Annotated in this window: 20 protein-coding genes; 2 read left to right on the top strand and 18 right to left on the bottom strand. The window is 34.9% G+C overall.

Going from position 1 to position 17,385, the window contains the following annotated elements:
• Positions 1-242 precede the first annotated feature (242 nt).
• The 9 genes from KJA13_01500 to KJA13_01460 form a co-directional block, all read right to left on the bottom strand.
• A complete protein-coding gene (locus KJA13_01500; protein MBZ9577692.1) occupies positions 243-1,016 on the bottom strand; it encodes a hypothetical protein in 774 nt (257 codons plus the stop codon).
• Positions 1,017-1,308: 292 nt separating this feature from the next.
• Complete coding sequence (locus tag KJA13_01495) at positions 1,309-1,590, bottom strand: hypothetical protein (GenBank protein MBZ9577691.1); 282 nt, start codon at positions 1,588-1,590, stop codon at positions 1,309-1,311.
• A gap of 98 nt (positions 1,591-1,688) precedes the next feature.
• Positions 1,689-2,447 (bottom strand): CPBP family intramembrane metalloprotease, encoded by a 759-nt coding sequence (locus KJA13_01490; protein MBZ9577690.1) that lies wholly within the window; start codon positions 2,445-2,447, stop codon positions 1,689-1,691.
• A gap of 20 nt (positions 2,448-2,467) precedes the next feature.
• On the bottom strand, positions 2,468-3,268 hold the full coding sequence (locus KJA13_01485) for a slipin family protein (GenBank protein ID MBZ9577689.1): 801 nt from the start codon (positions 3,266-3,268) through the stop codon (positions 2,468-2,470).
• A gap of 53 nt (positions 3,269-3,321) precedes the next feature.
• Positions 3,322-3,897 (bottom strand): RdgB/HAM1 family non-canonical purine NTP pyrophosphatase, encoded by a 576-nt coding sequence (gene rdgB / locus KJA13_01480; protein MBZ9577688.1) that lies wholly within the window; start codon positions 3,895-3,897, stop codon positions 3,322-3,324.
• Positions 3,898-3,902: 5 nt separating this feature from the next.
• On the bottom strand, positions 3,903-4,523 hold the full coding sequence (locus KJA13_01475) for a hypothetical protein (GenBank protein MBZ9577687.1): 621 nt from the start codon (positions 4,521-4,523) through the stop codon (positions 3,903-3,905).
• Positions 4,524-4,898, bottom strand: coding sequence for a hypothetical protein (locus KJA13_01470; protein MBZ9577686.1), 375 nt, complete (start codon positions 4,896-4,898; stop codon positions 4,524-4,526).
• A 56-nt stretch (positions 4,899-4,954) separates the two neighbouring features.
• Entirely contained in the window at positions 4,955-7,720 is a 2,766-nt protein-coding gene (locus tag KJA13_01465) for a hypothetical protein (protein MBZ9577685.1), read from the bottom strand.
• A gap of 103 nt (positions 7,721-7,823) precedes the next feature.
• The gene (locus KJA13_01460) at positions 7,824-8,549 is read right to left on the bottom strand and encodes a hypothetical protein (GenBank protein MBZ9577684.1); all 726 of its coding nucleotides are present in this window, start codon (positions 8,547-8,549) and stop codon (positions 7,824-7,826) included.
• 84 nt (positions 8,550-8,633) lie between these two features.
• On the opposite strand from KJA13_01460, the gene lexA reads away from it, so the two are divergent.
• Positions 8,634-10,100, top strand: a complete 1,467-nt coding sequence (lexA, locus tag KJA13_01455) for a transcriptional repressor LexA (protein ID MBZ9577683.1) — start codon at positions 8,634-8,636, stop codon at positions 10,098-10,100.
• 5 nt (positions 10,101-10,105) lie between these two features.
• Here lexA and KJA13_01450 read toward each other — a convergent pair whose 3' ends face one another.
• The 6 genes from KJA13_01450 to KJA13_01425 all read right to left on the bottom strand — a co-directional run bounded on the left by KJA13_01450 (position 10,106) and on the right by KJA13_01425 (position 14,949).
• Entirely contained in the window at positions 10,106-10,681 is a 576-nt protein-coding gene (locus KJA13_01450) for an Hpy99I family type II restriction endonuclease (protein MBZ9577682.1), read from the bottom strand.
• 157 nt (positions 10,682-10,838) lie between these two features.
• Positions 10,839-11,402, bottom strand: a complete 564-nt coding sequence (locus tag KJA13_01445; protein ID MBZ9577681.1) for an MBL fold metallo-hydrolase — start codon at positions 11,400-11,402, stop codon at positions 10,839-10,841.
• A gap of 74 nt (positions 11,403-11,476) precedes the next feature.
• On the bottom strand, positions 11,477-12,523 hold the full coding sequence (locus KJA13_01440) for a hypothetical protein (protein MBZ9577680.1): 1,047 nt from the start codon (positions 12,521-12,523) through the stop codon (positions 11,477-11,479).
• 113 nt (positions 12,524-12,636) lie between these two features.
• Entirely contained in the window at positions 12,637-13,257 is a 621-nt protein-coding gene (locus KJA13_01435; protein MBZ9577679.1) for a YkgJ family cysteine cluster protein, read from the bottom strand.
• A 176-nt stretch (positions 13,258-13,433) separates the two neighbouring features.
• On the bottom strand, positions 13,434-13,628 hold the full coding sequence (locus KJA13_01430; GenBank protein ID MBZ9577678.1) for a hypothetical protein: 195 nt from the start codon (positions 13,626-13,628) through the stop codon (positions 13,434-13,436).
• 490 nt (positions 13,629-14,118) lie between these two features.
• Entirely contained in the window at positions 14,119-14,949 is an 831-nt protein-coding gene (locus KJA13_01425) for a hypothetical protein (GenBank protein ID MBZ9577677.1), read from the bottom strand.
• 295 nt (positions 14,950-15,244) lie between these two features.
• Here KJA13_01425 and KJA13_01420 point away from each other — a divergent pair, with 295 nt between their 5' ends.
• Positions 15,245-15,433 (top strand): hypothetical protein, encoded by a 189-nt coding sequence (locus KJA13_01420; GenBank protein MBZ9577676.1) that lies wholly within the window; start codon positions 15,245-15,247, stop codon positions 15,431-15,433.
• Between the two features lie 56 nt (positions 15,434-15,489).
• Here the strand turns inward: KJA13_01420 and KJA13_01415 are convergent, their stop codons facing one another.
• The 3 genes from KJA13_01415 to KJA13_01405 form a co-directional block, all read right to left on the bottom strand.
• The gene (locus tag KJA13_01415; protein ID MBZ9577675.1) at positions 15,490-15,906 is read right to left on the bottom strand and encodes a hypothetical protein; all 417 of its coding nucleotides are present in this window, start codon (positions 15,904-15,906) and stop codon (positions 15,490-15,492) included.
• A gap of 176 nt (positions 15,907-16,082) precedes the next feature.
• The gene (locus KJA13_01410) at positions 16,083-16,391 is read right to left on the bottom strand and encodes an RNA-binding protein (protein MBZ9577674.1); all 309 of its coding nucleotides are present in this window, start codon (positions 16,389-16,391) and stop codon (positions 16,083-16,085) included.
• Between the two features lie 179 nt (positions 16,392-16,570).
• Positions 16,571-17,385 (bottom strand): hypothetical protein (locus KJA13_01405; protein ID MBZ9577673.1); only part of this gene is annotated, 815 nt, incomplete at its 5' end.

Below are 17,385 nucleotides of genomic sequence, written 5' to 3'. Positions count from 1 at the left end.
GTTAATAGTTCAAGCTCTTTTTTTTTTATGTTATTGTAAACTGAACTTATTTTTACCTTTCTCTCTTCATCTGGCTCACCCATTACCATTGAGCAATATAGCGCAATTAAAATAACCTGTCAAGGGCTTACGCTGCGCCTCCCTGTAATTGTCAAAAAACGCCCAAATAAAAGAGGGCTGAATAAACTTCAGCCCTTTTTACGCAAAATGTGTCCCAAACATACTGGGCGACGATTGTAGCTTCACCATCTACGAATAAAACCAAATAAGCCACCTATACCAGATATCTCGGCCCCCTCGCCGGCAAACTCGGGCCGGTATTCCTCCCAGAAAACGCCAAGGAAGATCTTGTCGCTATCATTCAAGTCCCAGCCAAGAGTTCCGGTATACCTTGTACCGAAACCCTTCCAGGAGTCATCCTGGACGGTTTCCCAAGAGCCCCATCTGTCATGGCCTGATCGGGCTGTCCATTCCATATAAGGAAAGCCCACAGTTGCTCCTATCGTAAGATTTTCCCTGATTTTACCTTCAAGACCCACAGAAGGAATGAAGGTAAAAGTACCAGGCACCAGTTGGGTAAAGACGAAAGAGCCCCTGGATGGCGGCCTGATGTCGGAAACCTGCTGCTTTGTGCTGTGAAATCCTTCCCGGTAGCCGTCTTCATGGTGCAGCGTATTCCACCTACTAGAAATACCGCCAATAACCCTCAAGTTCTCGGTCCCGATTGAGCCGAACAGACCCAGACCGGGTGCAAAGGTGGTTCCCCCGCCAGGTTTTGTTGTAGTTTCGCCTGACAAAAAACCGGAATCACTTGAATGGACAGGGGTGGTCGTAATCTTCTTTCCCAGGTCGGCCTTATAGTAGACGAGATCCATAACGAGCCTTGCCTCTACTGCCGAATAGACGCCTTCTTTTGGCTCTTTTTCGACAAGGGGAGCACTCACGGCACACCCGCCATACAAAATCATCCCCGCCGCAACAAACACAAATAACAGGGTTTTGGGTTTTGTGTTCATTCTTTTCTCCTTTCTGTCTAAAACCAAAAACACTCTAATCTTAAAAACTGTCTAACATCACATCAAATTTTTCTATCCACTATAATCTCCTTTTAAGTTTTTAAATTGCTTTGAATTAAGATAATTTCTTCTTATCTTTACTCTATCTTAAAGTTATATAACATGATAGGACTTTGTCAAGAGAATTGTAGGTATAATGCCGGGTCAATTTATAAAAAGCCGAGCGAAATGCTCGGATTTGCAAAATATCAGTTCTTCGCTCCACCAAAAAAATCGCCCGGAGGGCGATTTTTTACTTCAGCCCTTCCCAATATTCTTCTGCCTCTTTTTCCATCTTTTCAAGCCGTGTGTAGTAATCTGAAAATTCATTCAAGTGAGCAAGAGCAATCTTGCCAGTCATTATTTCATCATCGTCAGTAACATTTGTCTTTGGATCTACTGTTCCATGCTCCAGCTCCACATCTAATCCCATCCGAAACTGCTCCACGTCAAACTTGCTCCAATCAATCCCCAACTCCTCACCAATCCTCTTCGCCTCTTCCTCTGTAAATTGTTTTTTATTTATCTTCTCCATAAATTTTTACCCTCACACCAAAATCCGTAGGATTTCTGGTAGTGATGGGTTAATCAATTTTTTGATTTTTTATAAAAATAGAGTTGACACTATTTTTTCTAAAATAATCCATACATAACGTGCCAAACAATGTCTACCCAGAAATGAATACCAACAGCTGCTATAAAGCCATATTTAATAAACTCTCTGCCTGCTACCACGCCAACAATTCCATTTAATAATAATATTTCAACTATAAAAATAATTGGAAACTGGCTAAGTGAGGTAAATCCATAAAGAATCATTGCAGTTGGAAAGTGTACAGCCCCAAAAACTAAAGCAGCAATGATAACAGCTATCCAGTTTGTTATGTTTTGTTTCTTAAACCTCTTAAATAGCAAATGAAGAATAAAAGCCCAAAAAGATAATAAAAATAATCTAAACATTAATTCCTCTCCTATTCCTGCTGTAATAGAAGCAAAAAAAGAAAGAGGAAAAGCTGGATGAGGCAATTCTCCTAAATTATGAAATAAAACAAATACTTTCTGAGCAATAATTAAAATAATCCCTGCTATTACACCAAGATATAATGGTCTTAAAAATAACCTTTTCCAGTTTTCTCTTTCATTAAAAATACCAGGCCATCCTAATTTCTTTGATAAATAATAACCCAATAACCCAACTAAGCCATAACCTATTAACATCATTCCAAAATTAGCCAAAGCACCTAAATATAGCGGTATTTCTATTTCCATCGGAATCTCCTGCCCGCCAACTTGAATAGAACCAAGAAAAAAAACACTTAACGCTGCCGCCGCAGCCAAAATAATAACTAAAATTGTATAAACTTTTAATTGTTTTTTAGTTTCTTCTTTCATTATTTCATTCTACCAAAAAATCAAAGTTGAGATTGAGGGCTATTATCTTCCTCATTCTTGTTTTCTTTTGGTAATTTTTTACCAAATGCTTCAAAAGCCCTTAAAACTTCCAGAGGCACTGCAAAAACAATAGTATTTGACTGGTCAGAACTTATATCATTAACTGACTGAAGAGTCCTTAAATGCAGGGCTCCTTTTGATTCTGACAAAATCTGAGCAGCTTTAGCCATGTTGTCAGCAGCAATCACCTCTCCTTGAGCTTTAATAATTATTGCTCTTTTTTCTCTTTCTGCCTCTGCCTGTTTGCCAATAACTCTTTTCATTTCTTCCGGCAAAGTTATATCTTTCAACTCAACATTGATAACTTCAATTCCCCATGGATCAGTGGCTTTATCTACAATAGTTCTTATGTTTTCCGAAACCCTGTCTCTCTGGGAAAGAAGTTCATCTAAATCCACCTGACCTACAGCATTTCGCATTGTTGTCTGAGCCAACTGAGAAATAGCATAATTAAAGTTTTCTACCTCTAAAACTGCCTTATCAGCACTTCGAACCTTATAATAAATAACAGCATTAACGCTCACTGAAATATTATCCTTAGTTATTGCTTCCTGACTTGGTACATCTACTGCTTTTACTCTTAAATCTACTTTTCTATAGGTCTGAATAATAGGGAAAACCAATCTCCATCCCGGATTCATCAAACCAATATACTTACCCAGCATAAACTTTACTCCTTTTTGATACTGATTAATTTGCTTGATAGAAATCAAAATAATGAAGATAATTATTCCTAAAATTATTAAGATTGTGTTTGTCATATTCTTAAAATAATTTAATTAATTATTAACCTTTCCGACCTTTTATTTCTTAATTAATTTTTTGATTTTTTATTTTTGTTTACAATATAATCCCCGAATTTTTTAAATGCTTCTGCTCTTTGAGAAAGTGCGTTCTTTTCTTCTAACGTCATATCAGAAATTGTTTTGGACACACCTTGTGGAATAAAAATTCTATCATATGGCATTGCGTCTTTATCTTTATTATATACTTTATTAGTAATATCCCCCCTCACAATCCCGTCAAATAAAACAGGCTCTTTATTTGGCTCACAATAAGCAGCTACTGTTTTAAAATATGCCTTTCTTGACTCACCTTGAAGTAACTTAAATATCCCCTTATATCCTAAAGCGTTAAAAACAAATTTAGGAAGTGCTCCTGGAAAACCCTCATAAGCCTCAAAGAACAAACCCGTATCTTCTAATATTAGTGGTTTATTAAGTTCTGCTGCAAGTTTTCTTGCTGCACTTGTTGCAATCTCTTCCATTCTAGAATCATGATTTTCTTCGTACTCCATAGACAACTGTTCCAACTCAATAGGATAATCTTTTAAAATACCCTGCACTTCTTCAAACTTATGTTTATTTGTAGTTATAAATATGATTTTCATCCTAATCAATTTTTTGATTTTTTATTCTTTTCTATATATTCTATTTTACCACCACTAGCCTTTATTAATTGCAACAAACGGCCTAATTCGCTGTGTAGCGGAGTGCGTCCTATTGATTTGTAAGTATCCAAAAGCATGGCTTTTATATCAATAACTTCAATATCACAGCCTATCAGATTTTTTTTAAATAAAGGAAATTTTTCCCAGCTATCTTTATTCCCTTTATATTTAGTAACTGCTAAATAAAATTTAAAGCTCTTTTGGCCAGTTATATTAAATATTTTCTTCTTAAGGGCTTCTGCCCAAACTTTATTACTTATTTCTCTAAATTTTTTCCATTGTTCTTTTCCAGCAATTTTTTTATTAGGATTTTTATCGAGTGTTTTTAAAGTTTTATCTATATTAAGTCCCACCTGCCAACTTTTGCAATTCACTACAACGACTCTTTCCCTACCTCTCTTTTTAGGATGCACACCAACGACATCCACATCAGAATAAACCGTATACTGTGGACCCACTTTATTAGGCCTATATTTAACATTATGTTGAGTAAAATATCCCTTGCTTCTAAAATAATCTTCTACGACTTGTTCTAAAATGTCGTTCATCATAATTTTATTTCTCAATTAATTCTTTGACTTTTTGCTTTTATGTTCATCCAATGGTTCATGTTCTTCATGAATAATTTCCCCGGTATTTGCATCTTTCACGACGTGATCATACCATTTTTTTTCCTTGTCGATAGTCCGAGTGATATTAACTCCTTTATTTAATCTTGGATTCACACTGCTAAACCATCCGCTTATAGTTTCTATTACAAATTTCTTAAACCCTTTTCTTTTAATTTTTATCCTTACATTATCTTTAATCGATACTTTATCAGAAACAGTAATATTAACATTATTTGGTGTTTTTTTCTTGCAATAGAAACAAAAATTGATTTTTAACCATTCATAAAGCCATTTTCTATGATTACATTCTTTACAAAAATATCCATTCATATTTTATTTCCTTGCTCTCACATCAAAGTTGAAAACTTTTGGTAGTGATGGGTCAATTAATTTTTTGATTGAGAGTTTGCGGGGCCATATTTTTTCTCCCTTTTATCAAAAGCGTCTCTTCCTCCCTCTAAAATAGAAAGTAATTTATTTCTTTTTTCTATATCCTCGATCGTGGAAATCGTAATCTTACCGTGCTTCCCGCCCTCTGCTTCCATAATTAAAATCTGCTCAGCATCTCCATTTATTACAATGTTTGCATTATGACTAGCAAAAATTAACTGCCTCTTCTTTTTTACATGTTTAATAATATCGGCAAGGGGTTTAAATATATATGAGTGATCTAAATCATCTTCTGGCTGATCAATTATAAGAGGAGTTTCTCCTGATACTAATATAATACTTAATACAGCCGTACTTCTTTCTCCAATCGAGCATTCGGATAATGGTTTATAATTTTTAGCAACTCGCCATTTTAAGCCAGATGAAAGGGTAGGTAATATTTCTTCTAATCTCATAGCAATTCCCTCTTTGTTTATGATATTATTTAAATAACTAACTTTTTGCGGTCCTATCTTTTTCCATTTCCGCCACGAATCAAAGCTCCCTTCGCGGAATGCTTCAATTACTTTATTTAATCCCTTATTTTCCATCACCCACAATAATATTTCCCGTGGAAAATATCCACGAAATGAATCCTCTACTATGTGATTTTTCTCAATCATTTTTATACATTCTTTGTTTTTTGTACTTAAAAAGAAGCCTATCCGAATGCGCTCATTTAAAATTTTACCTTCATTATTACAGAAACTACCGAAAACATCTTCTAGTTTCTTTCTGATCTCCTTAAGGTGTAAAAAATAATTTTCCCTAATTTTCTTTCTTTCTTTTATCAGTTCTTGTTTTCGGGATTTCAATTCTTCAATTTTTTTAAGCTTAGTTTCAACATCAGAGATTTTTTTCTGTAAATCTTCTACTCCTTTGTCAGAATATGAGAGACTTTTTGTTTTGACTACTTTCTGGATTTCTCTACTAATTTCTTTGATTTCTTTTTCTAGGTCGAAATATTTAATATATTTTTCAATCTCCTGAAGTAATATCTCCAAACCGGTAAATAATTTTTCTTTTCCATCGAATATATTTTTTAGTAATTGAGGTAAACGAGACTTTTCAAATTGAATCCACTTTTTAGGTAAAAAATTCTTATTCCCCTCGGTTTGAAAAAATAAATAATCAAAATGATTTTTTTGAAATACTTCTAGATTTTCTTTTATTATTTTAATTTCATCACTAATTTTTTCTTTTATTTCTTTATATTGGTTTTGAATCTGAATAAAATTTTTTCTCTTTTCTAGAAGGGTTTCGATTTTCTTATCTTGAAGAAATTCAATTTGTTTTTTACTTTCTTCCAAATTTTTCTTAAGAATCTCTTCATCTTTTAAAATTCTTTCAATTTTCTGAATTTGTTCTCGATTCTCTCCTAAATCTGAAAGTGTATCGTCATTATATTTTCTAATCAATTTTATCTCCTCCTTGGCTTTTTTCTCAAAGATTTTTTGGAAAATAAGCTTGCTTAAATCTGTTTTACTTCTTGGATCAGCTAGTTTTCCTATCTCTTTTTGGGGATAATATTCAAAAGGGAACTCTTTAATAATTTCATCACTACTAAGGCTCCTGAAAGAAAGTGATTTTTCGGTCCCATCACTTGAACTAAGAATATCCGCTTTAATAATAAGACTTTCTTTTTTCTTTAAATAATTATTGATGTAATTATCTCTATTTAAAACCTCACTTCTATTTAATGATAAAACAAGCGTATCCAGAAACGCAGATTTCCCGCTTCCCCTACCTCCAATAATAGTGACGAAATGAGGATTAAGATTTACTTCCAATCCTTTTCCAAAGAAAAAGGATTTAGAGCAATTATCAATTTTAAGTTTAAACAGAATGGGATAGTTAAATTTTCTAGGGTCTTTTAATCCTATATGAACTCTTTCCTCTGGTTCATAAATAATCTGTTTTAAGCCCTCAAGGGTGGGTATTGCCTTGACCCATGTATAACTTCCACTAATTCCTACTTTCGAAAAGCTCCTTGCATCGGAGCAATTTATACAGGCAACTTTTTTATATTTGTAATTTTTATCTTTACCTGATACAATTCCTGAATATCCTTTTGGTAAATTCTCGATTTTATCTGGTATTTCTAAAACTCCCGCTAAGCGATGGGTATAAATTTGTTGTTTTGTTTGAGCGGTTGCATACCCTAAAAGGGTATCTTTTCGTAACTCATTCACAACTCCTTGATCGCTCAACGCATGGGGAAAAATTACCAACCCAAAATATTTATTCGTTTCTTCTAATATTTCAATCGCTTTCATGTCAGATTTTTGAGGTTGCTTATTTTTAAATCTTTTTATCGGAACTTTAATTCTAGCAAGAAAGTCTGAAATATAATCACTCCAGTTTTTAATCTGATCTTTTTTAATATACTTATCCTTATCAAAAACCACTAACATATGAATTCCTTCTGTAGAAATTACTTCTACGCCTGGGAATATCACTAACTCTGATTTTAGATTTTTTGCTTCGTCTAATAACGAATCAATATAGCTCCCGTCGTTATGTTCTGTAATCGCAATAACATCTATCTTATTCTGAACATTTTGAATGAATTTTTTACAAAATTCTCTTTTTTCTTTTTCGCTTTGGGGTGTTTTTAAGATTTCTTTCTTGTCCCAACCACTAACCGGAGTGTGAATATGTAAGTCCCACTTTCTCCATTCAGAGCCTCTCGGATATTCGATTTTATTATTTTTATCTGTCATAGTTTCTATCTAAATATTCTCCTATATACCCTTGAAATTAGTTCGGAAATATAAGTTTTTTACTTTATTTTTTTATTAAATTTTTCTCAATTTTTGAATTTTCTTAGTATATTTCTTTCAATGCTTTTGCTATAATTTCTGATGTATTTTTTAATTTACCTTTATTACGCAAACTGCGAGCAATTTCTAATTGAAATGAATAATTTTTTGATCCAGCATGAAGTTGTACCGCGTTTCTCCTATCCCAAGCTGCAAATTTTTTCTTCCCTCTTTTAGCTTCACCGATGCCAGCTTTCAAACCATACTTATTAAGTCTCTCTCCTAAAATTTTCTTCAAACGTTCCATATGGTTTCGCTTTGCCCTACGCACTCCAGTGTTCGTACCAGCTTCTGGATGTATTTTTGCTGTTTTTAATTTATTATCATGGTACTTAAGACCACAACCGATATCTATGCCTATCTTATCCTTACCATTTCTCATGCCATGAATATAAACAACAACGGCATTTTTATTAAATTTGTGAGCACAGTTTACAAATTCTTGAATATCATCATAAAACTCTTTCATATGTTGGCTTGCTATACTATTACCCCATACATATTTTTCATTCCTTATAGATAATTTATTAAAATCTTTTACTGGCTTAATCCCAGCTTTAGAATTTGTAGGCTTAACGTATTTTTTATTCACAACCAAAAATGCTCCTAATTGTTTAGCAATAATTTCAGCAATTTTTCCAGTCCTTAAATCGTCTCCAGCAGCATGAGGAGCAACTATAATAAATCTTGAAGCTCCTTTCTTCTTTATGCCATAATTTGTATTTGTCATAAATTTGATTAATTTTTAATATTTTTAGTTTTCCACAGTTGACACTATTTTCGGTTTTCTTTCGGTATGTTATAATTCTATAATATGAGGAAAAGACGGTCAAGAGGAAAACTTTTTGAAGGATTAACCAAAAGACAAAAACAAATATTGGATTATATTACAAAATTCATTAAAAAAAATGATTATGCTCCTTCCTTAGAAGAAATGAAGGAGCATTTTAAATTGTCTTCCGTAGCCACAGTCCATCAACATATAAAAGCATTAAAAGAAAAGGGATTTTTAAATAAAATAGAAAACCAACCAAGATCTATTGAAATAAATAATAAAAGGGGAGAATTAGGACTAATAGCTATTCCCCTGCTTGGAACTATAGCTGCTGGCCAACCAATTGAAGCAATAGAAGAAAAAGAAACAATTGCAGTGCCCGAAAACAGACTTTCTAAATCAAGAGGGGTTTATGCTCTTAGAGTGATCGGTAACAGTATGGTTGATGAAAACATTAGTGACGGCGATATCATTATTATCAAAAATCAACCCGTTGCTAAAAATGGCGACAAAGTTGTGGCGCTTATTAATAATGACGAAGCAACGCTTAAAAAGTTCTATAAAGAAAAAGAGCACATTAGATTACAGCCAGCGAATAAGAATCTCGAGCCAATTATAATAAAAAAAGACAGAGAAATTACTATCCAGGGAATAGTTATTGATATTATCAGAAATAAAAACTTAGAAAGTCTTGCAAACGAGAAAGCATCGAAACAAATAAAAAAATATTCTAGTTTGCCTTTAGGCCAAATTATTTGCGGTGATGCGGTTGATGTAATGGAACGAATGCCAGATTGTTCCATCGATCTAACAATCACTTCGCCTCCTTATGATAAATTAAGAAACTATAATGGCTATCATTTTGACTTTGAGAGTATTGCTAAAAATTTATTTAGGGTAACTAAGAAAGGGGGTGTTTTGGTTTGGGTTATTGGAGATAAAATTAAAAATGGGAATCGAAGCCTTACGAGTTTCAAGCAAGCGATATTCTTTCAAAAAATTGGATTTAATGTTCATGATATTATGATTTACAAGAAAAAAAATACTCCTTTTATGAGGACAAATGCTTATACAAACTGTTTTGAATTTATGTCTGTTTTGAGTAAAGGTAAACCAAAAACATTCAATCCTCTAAAGGTTAAAACTGTCAGGCAAGGGCAAGAAATGCTACCTTTCAACAAAGGATCAGATGGGATAAATAAGAAAATTTTAGGTGAACTTAAACCTGAAAAAACAATGACAAATATCTGGGAATATGCCGTAGGCCTTCATGGAACGACAAGCGACAAAATTGCTTTTAAACATCCCGCAGTTTTCCCAGAAAAATTAGCTGAAGATCATATCCTTTCATGGACTAATCAAGATGATATTGTTTTTGATCCAATGTGTGGCTCTGGGACTACTTGTAAAATAGCACTTAAAAATAAACGTTTTTATATTGGTTGTGATATATCTAAAGAATATGTTGAATTGACCAAGAAAAGATTAAAAATGTTAAATTTTTAACTATTTTACTTGAGGAATTTAATAGCCCTTTTTAGAAGCTCTATATCGTCCTTAAATCTACCTATTCCTGTATTACAACTGTCACATATCCAACCCCTTACCTTTCCAGTGCGGTGATTGTGGTCAAGGACCACTTTGCTAGTGATTCCTGCAATAGTTCTTTTAGCACAGATTGGACACTCAAAAGGTTTATTTTGTGGTTTATTTTTTAGCCATTTACGCTTTGCTTTTGGGGTCGGGTTTATCCCCTCAAGTTGCTTTCTGCACTCTCTACATGACGGTCTTCGAACTGGTCTATTATTTTTAGCATTTTGATTTCTTGCAAATTCTGTGGTATTTAAAAGTTTATGACAAATATTACAAATTTTTTTAGGAAAGCCGTCTCCAATCTTTTTGGTATCAAAAATTTCAAAATCATTTTTATTTAATGTAACCTTTTGCCAAATCCTTATAAAAAAAATGGAAGCGTCTTTTTTTGCCTCAGATTCTATAACACCAACATCATCTTTTTCAATTGAGATTGTATCTGAAATTCTTATATTCTTTTTAGCAAACACAAATTTATTAGTAAGTTGATTCATATTTAATTAAGAAGAAAATTTATATCTTTTTTATAAATTTTAGCGAATTTTTTTAGCTGAATATTTTATCTTAAACCTTGAAAAAATTTTGTCAATTTTTGTCACCTTTTGCCGGAGCAAAAATTTACCTCTTTTTTGTGTATCGCCGATTTGATTTTCAGCGGACTTTGAACATCCCGCCGTGGCCGGGGATTACCCAATCTGACATTTCTAAAACTTTTTTTCTGCTTTTTTCTAATTCCTCTTTATCTGAGGCATAGGGATCGTCCTCTGGAAAATTCTCTTTCCAAAAGACATCGCCGCAAACAGCAACAGTTCCCTTCTCTGTTCTTACGAGAAAGGTAATTGAATCGTAGCTATGACCCGGCGTTTTTATAATTCTAATATCATCTGTAAATTGTTCCTGCCAGTCATCAACCGTCTGTTTATCCCATAAACCATAATATTCCAGGGTTTTTGCTTTAGGAAACATCCCTATATTTCTGTAATGGTCAAGATGTGAGTGAGTTATACAAACGATATTTACATCATCTATAGTTAAACCTTCTTCTTTAAGCTTATCAACAAGTATTTTTTGATCCTCTAAAACGCCTGGATCTACAACCATTACAATATCTTTATCTTTAATTAAAGTAATCGTTGAGCAGGTTTTTTCCTCGCCGCCTTCGGCAACGGAATCTGCTGATGTATAACCTTCAATTAAAATTTTAACTTCAGCCATAATTCTACTTTCAGGCTACCCCTTTTTTTGAGGAAATTCAACTAAAATAAAAAAGCCCTGGGTTGTTAATCTTACTAAACCGGGGCTTTTGGCTTTAATAATGGCATAGGTGCTTCATTGACTAAACAACGAATGCCAGCATAAGCCCAAACCGGAAAGAAACGAATAGGAATCGGCGTCTGGGCTATTTTATCCTCCCCCACAATTTCGCTCACCACTTCTACAACAGAATCATCCCCGCTTGTCATTAGAACCTGACCGTCTGGAAATTGAATAAGGTTGAGAGAATAAGGGATCTCCAGCTTTTTAGGACAGTGAACCTCGATTTCTAATGGTTCACAGACCTGCTTAATTCTCTTGATCGTGTCTTCCGGAAACCTCTGAATCCAAGAAGGAGCTTGTTTGTGACCCTTCCAATCTGCCGTATGAATTTGTGGGTCTACCACAAGATGAAGGCCTCTGTCTTTTCCTTGAATCAAACAAGCTACTCTGTCAGGGTGATCGTTAAAAAAAGCTCTTTTTTCGACTTCGGATATTGAAAATGCTATGGATAGAGGAAGAGGAAGTAGGGCTATTTTTATTCCTGCTTGTCTAATCTCTCGCAATCCTTTTGGTCCGCTTGAATGTTTATCTTCTAAAATTAATCTTTCGCAAACGAGCATAGTCTTTTCCCAAGCCAATACCCGACCACCTTCTCCATAGGGCGAAGAAAGGATGCGGTAATTATCTTTTTCTCCAACTTTTACCCTAGCCATTTGAGAATTCACTAAAATAAGCTTTGGCAAGACAGTAACAAAATCACGGGGATAAGCAACTGCGGGAGGAAAATAGTCCTGATGGAAGCCTGCTAATCTGCATCCAACGCCATGAACACACGCTCCAAGTACCTGCTTATCGATTTTGTCCTCGTGGGAATAGATTATCCGAAAATTAATCCCTATCTCGTTTAAACTCCAAATGATTGCCAAATACTCATCTTGAAGTTTTTTTAGAACTATATTCGGCTCCTGGGTTTCCTTTAAAACTTGCTGGCAAAGGTCCAGTTGACTAACTGGGGCATAGCGCTTTTTGCTGGATGGTGGTTTAAAAATAGGTTCTCCTACTAGATATAACTGTTCCATTTTTTACTCCTTCCTGATTTGTTTGAATATTAAGAACTGTAATTATATTATTATTTCGCTCCAAAATGTCAAGGGAACAAAAAAAAGACCCAAGACTTATCCCGGGTCTTTGGCTAAAACTTCTTGATGAGAAGCCAATGATGAATAGGCGTTACCCGCATTTTCCCTGCTCTTTTTTGTTGTTCATCTAAAATCAGGTTGTTAGCCCAATTTTCAGATTGAAAAAGGAAACGCTCTCCTCTTCCTCCTTCATTGCAAGGACTTAGGCTGCTGGCAGTGCGGCAATCGATAGTGCGGACTGGATAGACATCGCAGAACCCTCCACCTTCATTTAGAAAAGGGCAAGCTTCACCTAGCCAATCTTGAAGCGCTTTGAAAGAATCCCTATTTAGGGCAATTTCATTCCTCCCGAAGTACTTTTGCCACTTTGTGGCAAATTTCTTTAATCTCCTCTCCAGAGGGCGACGACGGAGTTTGGACATCGCTTTTATAAATCTAACGATCTCATCTATTTCCATCTCCGTACAGCTAACTAACTGATAACAACACGAAGAACAACCCTTTTTGCAAGCCAGAGTCACTCCTGAATTTTCTTTCTCCTTTTCCAAAAATTCATCCAATGTCTGGTAAACAGCGAGAACAAAAGATAGCCCATTTCTCTTCTTTTGGTCTACCGCTTCTTGAAAAGCTTCTTCGGTGACGTCTCCTTGAGTTACGATTTCCTGATCAGTCATCTCTGACCTCCTTTCTTTGCTTATTGGAATATTAAGAACTATAATTATATTATTATTTCGCTCCAAAAAGTCAAGCCCGAGAGCGAAGCTCTTGGGTAACACTCCAATTTTTGGCGATTTTTGTTGGCGAAAATAAAAAAGCCCGCAGGGAAGTATCTCCTCTTAAGGGCTTTTTATTACCAACATTGTATTGGTGTTTCTAAATGCTCTCTTTGCGCTTGACCGCAAAATGGACAATTTCTTTCATATTTCTCTTCTTTATGGCAGCATTTTTTACAGAACAATGTATATTGAAAAATATCGCCCAGGTCAATGTCACGACAAAAGCATTCTCCATCAGCGCCGCATTTTGGACATTTTACAGCAGCCATTTTAATGCTCCTTTCTTATCTAAAGTACTATTTGATTTTAAATTTTAACAGTATATTAGAAATTTGTCAATAACCCCCACTACCGAACTTTGGTGTGGGGGCAAGAAAAAGGGAGAGAGGGTCTTTTAACATACTTTCTTAACAGTCATCCTGGGTCAAAGGCTGAATGTATGTCATCTGTTCCCGGACGAATTACTTTCGACGGGATCCTCCAATAAAGTTAACATTGGTGCAAGTTCACAATGAACTTGCTTATTTTTAGAGACCCTCTTCCCTTACGCAGAAAGAACTTATCCCTTTTATTTTATCAAGTTATAAAATACTTGTCAATTTTTTTAAAAACTCAATCAGGTAAAAAAAGACGAAACCTGCGGTTTCGCCTAAAATCTGCGAAAGCTATTCTCTGTTTCTAACCTATCCAAAATCTCTCCCTATTTTATTAGATAAAGATAACACCTTTTTTAAAATTGATTTTCAGTTCTATCTGTTATTATTTATACACCGTAATCAAGACCTTTTGCTGACGGCTTCCTTCCTCTTCTAAGTAAATCCTTACGCTAATTTCCTTATAGGTTTCTCCCAGCATTTCCTTAGAAAACTTATACTTGTATACATCGGTCTCGGCTTTAGTAGAGGTTGTTTCATACCCTTTCCCATCAAGCGAAACTCTTACTTGCTGAGCATCCGCTTTGGTAATTTTCCTTTTCACAATGTAAGCAAACTCTTCGTAATACTTATCTGAAGAAGCACTTGTAAGTTTTGCTCCTCCGAATACTGAAACAAGAACTGCTTTAAAATCATCATGAAATGCAGCATTAAGGTCTGAGGCAGGTTCAACCTCTGAAGCAGAATCATAGGGTCCTTTTAGTTCCTCTTCAGTTGGCGCCTCATAGACAAGAGTAAGATTTGTTATTCCATCTGCGTAAGAAGTAGTCAACGTTAACTTGTAATTCTTTCCTTTTGAGAACTCAAGAATTGACATCTCTCCAAAAGACATTTCGCTGTCCAATGTCCATCCCTCAGCAGCTAACTTTGTTTTGTAAAAATCTATGATTTCCGCAGTTCTATCCGGTCCTTCTATAAAATACATCACTGAAAAACTTTCAGTTTCTTTATCCTTTTCTTCCATAAACTTTGTCATGTTCGGATATTTTGGAAGCGGAATTCCATATACTTCTTCCTCCTCTTCTTCCTCTTCCTCTTCTTGTTCGCCCAAAGGAATTGTAGTTTCTTCTTTACCACCCCACCACCAGATTAAACTTCCAACCAATACTATCAACACTACAACAACTACAATGACTATTATGTTTTTTCTTTTCATAATATTAATCTTCAATTATTTTTTCTCGACCTTTTTTATTCTTTATTATTTTGTCGACTTTTGCTTCTTCTATTATACCACAACAAAAACGAAAGTTTACAGAGACTGGGTTTTTACTCTTGATAAAATTTCTATACCCTATTTTACCTTGTTAGAAATTACAGCACAACCCTTGACTTTTTAAAAGACAAGGAATATAATACACTATATCAAAAGGTCGTTTTATTTTTTTTAAAATTCCTGCCTGCCGTTGCTTTAAGCGAAGCGATCGGTGGACAGATGTATCGATTTCGTTATGGCTTTCGAAAAACCTAATGAACAACCGGGAGGGGATTTCCCCCCTCGGAAAATGTTCCAAGGAAATTGGAAATGCGCTGATTGTGAAAAAGAAATAACTGAACTCCCATTTGAACCATCACCAGACAGACCAATCTATTGTAGAGAGTGCTGGTCAAAAAGAAGAACTCAAAGATTCGAACGCTAATCCAATAAAAAAAACCGCCTCACTAAGTGGGGCGGTTTTTTTATCTTATTATTATCTTATAAACTCTTTGTTCTTTTGATAGTCGCTAATCTAAATAAATAAACTAAAATCCCAAGCAAGAAAGATAAACTGCAAAAAAGATAAATCTGTGAGGATGAAAACAATCCAAGCAAAGGGTTACTTTCAAGAGGATAAAACGGCTTCATATCTCGATGTATAAAAGCATCTAAAAGAAGATGGAAATAAACGCCGAAAAATGAGGTCCAGAGGATTTTTTTAAATGAAGAGTCCTGAGCCAATTTGAAAATAGCCATCATCTTTTTAATCTTAGCCTTCAAAAGATATAAAATTATCGCGGTTAACGCCGCCAATATTGAGCCACCTAAAAAGCTGTGAAAGAATCCATGAAGAGGGTAATTCAAACTAAAAAATAAAATGCAGAAGGGTTCAATATCAACTATAACGCTGGCTATAAAAAGGGTGGGGAAATCAAAAATCTTGAACAAGAGCAGTCCTATCCAAGAACTCGGTCCCCAATGAAACGGTGTAAGTGGCATATTTCCTATTATTCTAACATATTTGGTGGGTATCTAAAACAAAAGGGCCTTTTGTGAAAGGCTCTTTTGCTATTTGATTTTTAATCTTCTTTCTAAAACCTCTTTTTACCAAATCCTCTACGATCGTCAGAGAATTTTCTAAAAGGTTTCTTTACCATCGGTTTGGCTTCGTCTACTACAATATTCCTTCCGTCTAATTCTTTTCCATTAAACATCTCTATTGCTTTTTTTGCCTCTTCTTCTGAAGACATCTCCACGAATGCAAATCCCTTTGATCTGCCAGAGAATTTATCCATCACGATAGAAACAGAATCTACTGTTCCAGCCTTGGAAAACAAATCTTTTAAAGTGTCTTCAGTGGTATCAAAAGAAAGACTTCCTACATAAACTTTATTTGTCATTTTTTTTAGAAACTTAATCCAAGATTATATATTTATACAATAGCGAATCAAGGTTCTGCGAGCGAAGCTCGCAGGTTAAATTTATCGACCTACTTCTGAGTTTCCACAGAAAGTTATTTAAGTATACACGTAGCACTTATTCTGTCAAGTTAAACAATCCACTTCTCCCCGAATAAGCTTTACTCCGAAATCTTAAAAGTAAAAAGTATTTTATCATACAGCGCCCTATTATCTTCGTTGTCCACGTTTAACATGCTAATCTGAAAGACTTTACCACTCTTGATAAAGTAAATGTCTTCTTGAGACCAAGCCATAGGTGATTTAGGAGTATAAACCCTCAAAGCTGGTATTCCGTCTATTTCCATATTTATTTCATCGGGAATATCGTCATAGTAAGAAAAGTTTTCTTTAACCCATTCAACCAGGTCTGTGCCAGCAGGAGGACTATAATAATCAACGTAAATAGAATGGAAAACAACAAATGAAGCACCGGTTAAATCAGATTTTGTGCCAGTAAAGGTTCCCAATGAGACGCTGTTTGGATCTTCAGCATTAAAGTAGCATAAACATTCTCGGGGCCTTTCTTTTGGTGGTTTCAGCTTGCAATAACCAGGCAAAGGTCCATAAAGACAATCGGTAGGATACTTTAAAGAATATCCATACTTTTCATTCGTATAAACCTGCCAGTCCTCTGTTGCATATTCCATCTCGGTTTTCTCTAACTTTCCGCAATTCACCGTTACATCTTTGATGTCAGGTTCTGGTGGGATCCACTGGCCTTCGGCCTCTTTATATCCTGTTGCGCCCCCGGAGACAGCACAAATAGTCTTCTCTTTCCTATACCCTACCAATCCAACAAAGGTACCGTCAGCTATATTGTAAAGATCTACTTCAAAGCCATTATCTTTTAAAAACAGTTCAATACTATCATATTGTTCACTTGATATGCGTTCAGCTTCAAATCCTTTCCCAGATACAGCCTCCTCTTCTACTT

The organism is Patescibacteria group bacterium, assembly GCA_020148045.1.
In the GTDB taxonomy this organism is placed as follows: Bacteria; Patescibacteriota; Minisyncoccia; order Minisyncoccales; family GWA2-38-27; genus JAHCRG01.
This window is presented reverse-complemented; position numbering and strand designations above follow the sequence as displayed.